The sequence below is a fragment of the Pseudomonas sp. genome, assembly GCF_030696055.1.
GTDB lineage: Bacteria > Pseudomonadota > Gammaproteobacteria > Pseudomonadales > Pseudomonadaceae > Aquipseudomonas.
The window spans coordinates 1-7,840 of record NZ_JAUYNP010000054.1; the positions used below are offsets into that span (position 1 = coordinate 1).

Genomic DNA, 7,840 nt, shown 5'->3' on the forward strand with positions numbered 1-7,840 from the left:
CCACACCCCGGATTGCATCCGGGCTACAGGACCCAGCCATGAATCCATCCCCCGCCATCGTTATTCTCGGCCCCTCCGCCCTGGCCGGCGCGCGGCGCATCCAGGCGCTTTATCCGCAGGCCGAGATTCACGGCCTGCAAGGCCGAGTGGCGGACGTCGAGCGGACTTATGACGACTTCGGCGACAACCTGCGCGCGCTATACCGCGCCGGTACGCCGCTGATCGCCCTGTGCGCCGCCGGCATAGTGATTCGCAGCCTGGCCGCCGTGCTGGGGGAAAAAGGCAGCGAGCCGCCGGTATTGGCCGTGGCCGAAGATGGCAGCGCCGTGGTGCCGCTGCTCGGCGGCCTCGGTGGGGTCAACCGCATGGCGCGGGAGATTGCCGCCCACTTGCAGGTCAACGCGGCGATCACCACCAGCGGCGAACTGCGTTTCGGCACCTGCCTGCTGGAGCCGCCGGCCGGCTATGTGTTGGCTGATATTGAGCAAGGCAAAGGCTTTGTCAGCGACCTGCTCGGCGGCCAGGCGGTGCGTATAGAGGGCGACGCGCCCTGGCTGGCCCAGGCCAAGCTGCCGGTAACTGACGACGCCGCACGGGTGATTCATATCAGCCCCCATAGCCGCGCGGTTAACTCAGACGAACTGCTGATCCACCCACAGCAGGTGGCCGTATGGGTCGAACGCGCCGGCACCGAGCTGCTTAGCGAACTGCACCAGGCGCTGCAGAGCAGCGGCCTGGCCCAGCAGAGCCTGGCCTGCCTGCTGGCCGCGCCAACGCTGATGGCCACCGCCGAGCTGCACGCCGCAGCCGCGCAACTCAAGCTGCCGCTGCGCTTTATCGACGACGCCCAGCAACTGCCGCCGCTGCATAGCCAGCACGCCAATCTGCGCCTGCTACTGGCCGCTGCACCGATTGACCCCACTCAGCTCGGCCGCCCCCGTGGCCGCCTGACCGTGATCGGCCTCGGTCCCGGTGCCGCCGAATTTATGCTGCCCGCCGCGCGCCAGGCGCTGGATGAGGCGCAGGACCTGCTCGGCTACGAAACCTATATCAATATGGCCGGCCCGTTGCGCCCGGAACAGGTGCGCCACTGCACCGATAACCGCGAGGAAATGCAGCGCGCCCGCCATGCCTTTGAACTGGCCGCCAGCGGTCGCCGAGTGGTGGTGGTGTCGTCCGGCGACCCCGGCGTATTCGCCATGGCCGCCGCCGTGCTGGAAGCCCTGCACGAATCGACCGACGCCGAATGGCAGCGGGTCGAGTTGCAGGTATTCCCCGGCGTCTCCGCCGCCCGGGCCACCGCCGCCAAGGCCGGCGCGCCGCTGGGTCACGACTTCTGCCTGATTTCCCTATCCGACAACCTCAAGCCCTGGGCCATTATCGAAAAGCGCCTGGAGCATGCCGCCGCCGCCGACCTGGTGATGGCGTTCTACAACCCCATCTCCAAAGCCCGCCCCTGGCAACTCGGCAGCGCGCTGGACATCATCCGCCAGCAACGCAGCCCGGAAACCCTGGTGGTCCTCGGCCGCGATATCGGCCGCCCCGGCGAAACCCTGCGCACCCTCACCTTGGGCGAACTCACCCCAGACATGGTCGATATGCGCACCCTGGTGATTATTGGCTCCAGCCAAACCTGCCGCTTCCCCCGTGCCGATGGTGGGGAGTGGGTGTATACGCCGCGTAGCTACCCGCAGCCGTAGGAAACGGATGGGTTAAGCCTGCGATACCCATCACAGAGAGCATGCATCCCATCGATTCGTGAACCAACAGCAGCATGGGTATCGCTATGCGCAACCCATCCTACGAGCTTCCAAGGACAACTCCGGCGAGCGCCGCTACAACTCGGCGCGCAGGCTCTATGATGATGGCGACCCCACACCCCGCAGCGGAACCATGCGATGCGCAAAGCCGAGCGTCTGTTTCAATTGGTAAACCTGATCCGCGCCCATCAGCCGATCAGTGCCGAGCAGTTGGCACAACGCATCGGCGTGTCGGTACGCAGCATCTATCGCTATATCGATGACCTGTCGCTGAGTGGCATCCCGCTGTATGGCGAGCCGGGGCGCGGTTATGCCCTGCAGGCGGACTTCGAGCTAGCGCCGCTAACCCTCAGCCAGGATGAAATCGCCGCCTTGATGCTGGGCGTGGAAATGCTGTCGAAGTCTACCGGGGTAGCGCTGGCGGCGGCGGCCCGCTCACTGCTGAGCAAGATAGGGGCGGTGCTTCCGCCCCATAGCCTGAGTCCCGGCGGCGCCGCATTGCGCGCGTTGGGCGAAACGCCCAGCGGCCACGACCTGCGTCACTGGGACCGTCTGCACCTGGCCATTCGCCAGAAACACCCCGTACGCCTCGACTACCTCAGCCTGGACGGCACGCCCTCGCAACGCCTGATTTACCCGCTGGGCTTGTTCTACTGGGGCGGTAAATGGACGGTCGGCAGTTGGTGTACCCAGCGTGCGGCCTATCGCGATTTTCGCCTGGACCGCATCGGCGCATTGGCCGTGCCGAGCGCGGCAGCCGCCGCGCCGGTCGAGGTCAACCTGCAGGCTTATATGAGCCACCAGGCCGAAGCCTGGCGGCAGATAACCCTAGTAGGCCACTGACAGTACGCTGTCAGTGGTGCCTGGCATGCTGAGCACTCTTAAGCGATCAAACGGAGTGTCCGCTATGCCACACCATCATGTACTGGAAGTAGCCATTTTCACGGTCAAAGCAGGTTTTCAGGGCGATATGCCGGCGCTGCGCGCCGGTCTGCGGCAAACCCTCAAGGACTTTCCCGGCCTGCTGGAGTTCTGCGGCTACAGCCCGCTGGCCTCTGCCCAGCAATTTGCCGACCTGGCCAAATGGGATTGCCTGGTCAACGCCGAGGCGGCGGCCCGGGCCTTCGCCGAAGGCGATCCACGGTTTGCCGCCTATATGCACGCCATCGACAGCCTGGTGTTTATGGGCCACTTCAGCCCCGAGCGGCTCGGACCGGATGACTAAGCCCAGCCCCTGCATCAGGCCCCAGCACGCAGCCTAAACGGAAAAGGGGACACCCATTAGCCGGTCCTACGTCAAGATCCAAAGCGCAGGGTAGACAGAACGTGATGCTTTTCATCACGTTCTGTTGAGTGATCCGGAGATTAATAAGCGCATCCACAACCTCTAGTCAGGCCGGACACTACCGATCGCTGATGCATCCCTAATCGGTTGCCAGGCCAGAAACTCCGAATGCCTCAGCCGATAACGGGCCACGCTGCCTTCATGCAGGTGCTTAAGGGCATCACTAAGCAGTTGGGCGAAGGCACCCTGGTCTTCAGTCGCCGCCTTTTTATGGGCCAGTTGCCTGATCAGCTCGGTGCTGGGTGCCAAACGCTGCTTGACCACCCCTTGCACGGCCTCGATCAGCGCCGCGCGGTAGCGCATCCTTAGCGGGTCGGGGTCGCTCATGCTCTGCCTGATGGCCAGGTAGCGCTGGCATGAGCGCTCGTAGGCCCAGACAAATACGTCACGCAGCAGCTCGATTCGGTTCAGCTCATAGACGCCCAGGATGCCTTCCACATAGGCGCGCTCCGGCACGTCGATAAATGACAGCGGGCACAGGTTATGGCGGATCAACGGGATGTTCGCGCCGATACGCGATACCCGCTTGTTCACGTCCTCGAATGGCTGCAGGTAGGGGAACTGCACCATCAGGAAAAATGCCTGCTCAAACGGATCGGGAATGGCCGCAGCCTTGTGCAGAAGCTCAATAAAGCAGTCTTCCAGCACCTGGGGTAAGGCGAGGGGCTGAAATACGGTTGCGGAAATTTCCACCGGGCGGCGGCGCAAGCGCCCGCAGGCCTCTTCATCGGCCATCAGGTTTTCCGCCAGGATGGCATGCAGGTTCTTGAAGGTGAACGGGTTGAAATCCACCTGATCGACATCCTCGATCAGCATCTCGATGGCGGCCTTGTGGTTGAGGATCATCTGAGTTTCCTGGGCATCCTTGCCCTGCGCCACCTGGCCAAGTTCGATCAGGTTCTGCGTATCCAGGCGGCTGTAGGTGTTGCCCTCCAAACGCGATGATGACCAGGACAGATCCACCAGCAGTCGATTGTAGATATCCCTGGCATAGGTGCCGGCGGGTCGCGCATCGTTTGCGGTGCGCCCGATCTCATGCAGTTGCGCCCGCAGCGACTCCGGCAAATAAAAGCACACCCCAGGCTCGTAACGCTCAAGAAACGCGTGCTGGTAGCCCACCGGACGGCGATGCATCAACGGGCGGCGCACTTGATCACGAATCGCTGCGCCCTCAGCGGAGACAGGCACATAAAGTTCAAGGTCGGCGTAGTCACCGACTGCAACTGCGCTCGTCACCACAGCGCAAGTGGGCAGCGCCGGTTGGTAGACCAGGGCAACACTTTCGCCGCTGGAAACGATCCGCTGTTGCGCCAGCAAACGTTCCAGCCGGCGCTGCAGCGTACGGCGATTCAACCCCAGGGCCAGACGCTGCTCCAGCTCGGCAATACCGATACCGTCGTGGTGTTCAGCGATTACTGCCTCGATGGCATTGAGCTGTTTATCCAGACTGGTAGCGGCCATGGCAGGTCCTTGGGCAAATCAATCGACAATCGATTGTCGCGCTTTCCAAGTGCGCGACAAAAAGCGCGACACCAATATGTCGCGGAAAGTGTCGCGCTTCAAGAAAAAGTGTCGCGCAATTTGTCGTGAAAATGTCGTGCTTTTCGTGATGGGTTCAGCCCGCGTTGTTCCTGCGCAACAGATAGCTATCCATAATCCACCCATGCTGCTCGCGCAGTTCGGCGCGACGGGTACGGATGGTGTCGGCGACCTCACTTAGCGGGCCAGCGATCAGCACTTCGTCCGGGGTGCCGATATAGGCGCCCCAATAAATCTGCATATCCTGGTCGACAAAGCGCTGGTAGCTGTCCTGGGCGTCGAGCATTACCAGCACGCTGTCCAGCCCTTCGGGAAAGCCGCCTTCGGCCAGGCGGCGGGCCGGGGTGATCTGGAAGGCCTGGCCGATGCTGTTAAAGCAGACCTTATGCTTGGCCGCCAGGGCTTGCAGGCTGGTGATGCCGGGGATCACTTCGTATGCAATCTGCTCGGCGCTGTTGCCCACGATCTCCTCGACTATGCGCAGGGTGCTGTCGTACAGCGCCGGGTCGCCCCAGACCAGAAAGGCGCCGGTTTCGCCATCGCTCATCTGCTCGCGGATCATGCCCTCGAACACCTGCTGCTTGTCCTGATTGAGGTCGACCACGCTGCCGCGATAGTCCGCCACATCGCGCACCCGCTCCGGGCAGTCGGCGCTGACAAAGCGGTAGTCGCGGCCCTGGATAAAGCGCTCGCAAATGGTCTTGCGCAGGCCGATCAGGCTGTCCTTGGCGCTGCCCTTGTCCATCAGAAAGAACACATCGGTGCGGTTGAGCGCGTTGATCGCCTGCACGGTCAGGTAGTCCGGGTCGCCGGCACCGATGCCGATAATCAGTAGGGTTTTCATAAGGCTGTCTCCAGGCTGCCGGCTATCACCGGCAGCGTATCGATATGACGGTATTGCGCGCCCAGCTCATCGGCCAGTTGGCGCGCGCGGCCGAGGCGGATCGGCGCGCTTTCTATATCTACCAGCAGCGCCGGGCAGGCGCTCGGCGCTAACGCCGGCCAGTCGCGCAGGCGGCCATCGGTGATGATCAACAAACGCTGACGCTCCGCCGGGTGCAGCCGCTGGCGGCGCGCCTGCCAGCCGGCGGCCTGCTGCACGGCATCGAGCAAGGGCGTGCCGCCGCCCGCGCCCAGCTCGCTCAGCCAGTGCTGCAGGGCGCTGGAGGCTTTCTGCCCCTGCCACAACCATTGCGCCTGGCGGCCGGTGGCGTGCAGCAGGGCCAGGCGCGCGCGTTGACGGCGGGCCTGCTCGAATACTTCACTGAGCAAGCCCTTGGCTTTGCTAAGCGCGCCATGGCGGCGGGTCGAGGCCGAGGCATCGACTATCACCAGCCAGAGTTCGCCGGGTTTGGCGCTGCGCGGGCGCAGCACTAGATCCTGACGGGTACGTGGGCGGCCTTTAAGCAGGCTCGCCGGCCAGTCGATACGGCCAGCCGCACCCGCGCGACTGGCACCGCTGCGACCACCGCCTAGTGTGCCGGGAGCGGCCCGGGCATCCGCGCCTGTGGCTGTGCGCGGGCGGATGCCTAGGGCTTTTTTGCCCAGCGCGGCGGTTCACGCCGTACGCCGAGGCTTTGCGCCTGAGCCGGTAATTCGCCCCACTGGCCTTCGCCTTGGGGCGCTTGCTGCTGCTCAGCGGGCGCATTGTTGCTGGTTGGAGGCTGCGGCGCTTGCGCGGTAGGCGGCGGGTTATGCCGGCGACGATGACGCAGCACGAACTCCGCCACCGCATCGATATCCACTGCCTCGATACGCTCGACGCCACGCCAGGCGGCATGCGCACGGGCGGCGCGCAGCCAGACCAGGTCGGCGCGCAGACCATCGACGGCGGCGGCGAAGCAGCGCTGGCTGATCTGCTCCAGGGCTGCGTCATCCAAGGGGATAGCCGCCAGCCGCTCGCGGGCGTTCTGGCAGCGCTCACGCAATTCATCCTGCTGCGCCTGCCAGCGTTGCAGAAACGCCTGCGGGTCGGCGTCGAAAGCCAGGCGGCGCCGCACGATCTCGGCGCGCTGGGCCGGTTGCGGCTGCGCGTCCAGGGCCAGGTTGAGGCCGAAGCGGTCGAGCAGCTGCGGGCGCAACTCGCCCTCCTCGCCATTCATGGTGCCGATCAGCACGAAACGCGCGGCATGCCGATGGGAGATGCCGTCGCGCTCGATATGGTTGACCCCGCTGGCGGCGGCATCCAGCAGCAGATCGACCAGATGATCGGGCAGCAGATTGACCTCATCCACGTACAACACGCCGCCATTGGCCTTGGCCAGCAGGCCGGGGGAAAACTGTGCGCGGCCCTCGCCCAGGGCGGCGTCCAGATCGAGGGTGCCGACTATGCGTTCCTCGCTCGCGCCCAGCGGCAGGGTGACAAAGGTGCCGCTGGCCAGCAGATCGGCCAGGCCGCGAGCCAGGGTCGACTTGGCCATGCCGCGCGGCCCCTCGATCAGCACACCGCCAATCGCCGGGTCGATGGCCGCCAGGCACAGCGCCAGCTTAAGGTCATCGGCGGCGACCACCGCGGCGAGGGGAAAATGGCTATCGGTCATGGCAGGCATCCGTAAGGGCGAAAGGCGGTTCGTAGGGTGGGTTAGCGACGCGGTACGCCGGCCGGGAATCCACACGCGACAATGGTGCGGCGCGTAACCCACCAGGCGATGGCGCGCGTTGCGCCGGTGGTGGGTTACGCCGCGTCCCGAGTGGCGTGATGGTTGGCAATGGCGGCATGCGGCTAACCCACCCTACGGGCCGCTGCTCGCGAGCAAACTCTGCGTAGCCCGGATGCAATCCGGGGATATGGGGTGCAACGCCCCCGGATTTCATCCGGGCTACGGAAGCGCTCATGCCCCCTCCTCGCTGTCGATCAGCAGGTTTTCCAGGGCTTCGCGGTACTCGCCGGGGTTTTCCCACAGGCCGCGCTGCTGGGCTTCCAGCAGGCGTTCGAGGATATCCTGCAAGGCGCCGGGGTTGTGCTGCTGGATAAAGTCGCGGGTGTCCTTGTCGAGCAAGTAGGCATCGGTGAGCAGCGCGTACTGGTGGTCGTCGACCAGCTCGCTGGTGGCGTCGAAGGCGAACAGGTAGTCGATGGTCGCCGCCAGCTCTAACGCTCCCGTGGAGCCGTGGCGCTTCATGCCGTCGATCCACTTGGGATTGGCCGCGCGGGCGCGCACCACGCGATTCAGCTCTTCCTTCAAGGTGCGGATGC

Annotated in this window: 8 protein-coding genes; 3 read left to right on the forward strand and 5 right to left on the reverse strand. The window is 64.6% G+C overall.

The window, feature by feature from the left end; all coding sequences use genetic code 11:
- Positions 1–38 precede the first annotated feature (38 nt).
- The 3 genes from cobJ (at position 39) to Q8Q83_RS03310 (ending at position 2,985) form a co-directional block, all read left to right on the forward strand.
- Entirely contained in the window at positions 39–1,700 is a 1,662-nt protein-coding gene (cobJ, locus tag Q8Q83_RS03300; protein WP_305621103.1) for a precorrin-3B C(17)-methyltransferase, read from the forward strand.
- Positions 1,701–1,898: 198 nt separating this feature from the next.
- Positions 1,899–2,603 carry a YafY family protein gene (locus Q8Q83_RS03305; protein WP_305621104.1) on the forward strand — a complete coding sequence of 235 codons (705 nt, stop codon included), beginning with the start codon at positions 1,899–1,901 and terminating at the stop codon, positions 2,601–2,603.
- 64 nt (positions 2,604–2,667) lie between these two features.
- Positions 2,668–2,985 (forward strand): hypothetical protein, encoded by a 318-nt coding sequence (locus Q8Q83_RS03310; protein WP_305621106.1) that lies wholly within the window; start codon positions 2,668–2,670, stop codon positions 2,983–2,985.
- Between the two features lie 162 nt (positions 2,986–3,147).
- Here Q8Q83_RS03310 and Q8Q83_RS03315 read toward each other — a convergent pair whose 3' ends face one another.
- The 5 genes from Q8Q83_RS03315 to Q8Q83_RS03335 all read right to left on the reverse strand — a co-directional run.
- Positions 3,148–4,566 carry a Fic family protein gene (locus tag Q8Q83_RS03315; protein WP_305621108.1) on the reverse strand — a complete coding sequence of 473 codons (1,419 nt, stop codon included), beginning with the start codon at positions 4,564–4,566 and terminating at the stop codon, positions 3,148–3,150.
- 154 nt (positions 4,567–4,720) lie between these two features.
- Positions 4,721–5,488, reverse strand: coding sequence for a precorrin-6A synthase (deacetylating) (cobF, locus tag Q8Q83_RS03320; RefSeq protein ID WP_305621109.1), 768 nt, complete (start codon positions 5,486–5,488; stop codon positions 4,721–4,723).
- On the reverse strand, positions 5,485–6,171 hold the full coding sequence (locus Q8Q83_RS03325; protein WP_305621112.1) for a VWA domain-containing protein: 687 nt from the start codon (positions 6,169–6,171) through the stop codon (positions 5,485–5,487). The genes cobF and Q8Q83_RS03325 overlap by 4 nt, the downstream gene beginning before the upstream one ends.
- 2 nt (positions 6,172–6,173) lie before the next feature.
- Positions 6,174–7,184, reverse strand: a complete 1,011-nt coding sequence (locus Q8Q83_RS03330; RefSeq protein WP_305621110.1) for an ATP-binding protein — start codon at positions 7,182–7,184, stop codon at positions 6,174–6,176.
- Between the two features lie 291 nt (positions 7,185–7,475).
- On the reverse strand, positions 7,476–7,840 hold a 365-nt coding region (locus Q8Q83_RS03335), incomplete at its 5' end, for a cobaltochelatase subunit CobN (protein WP_305621111.1).

Bases quoted from the DNA above. Each gene is read 5' to 3' on its own strand.
- Q8Q83_RS03330 (WP_305621110.1), bottom strand. From the start codon at position 7,184: ATGACCGATAGCCATTTTCCCCTCGCCGCGGTGGTCGCCGCCGATGAC.
- Q8Q83_RS03315 (WP_305621108.1), bottom strand. From the start codon at position 4,566: ATGGCCGCTACCAGTCTGGATAAACAGCTCAATGCCATCGAGGCAGTA.
- Q8Q83_RS03305 (WP_305621104.1), top strand. From the start codon at position 1,899: ATGCGCAAAGCCGAGCGTCTGTTTCAATTGGTAAACCTGATCCGCGCC.
- cobF (WP_305621109.1), bottom strand. From the start codon at position 5,488: ATGAAAACCCTACTGATTATCGGCATCGGTGCCGGCGACCCGGACTAC.
- cobJ (WP_305621103.1), top strand. From the start codon at position 39: ATGAATCCATCCCCCGCCATCGTTATTCTCGGCCCCTCCGCCCTGGCC.
- Q8Q83_RS03310 (WP_305621106.1), top strand. From the start codon at position 2,668: ATGCCACACCATCATGTACTGGAAGTAGCCATTTTCACGGTCAAAGCA.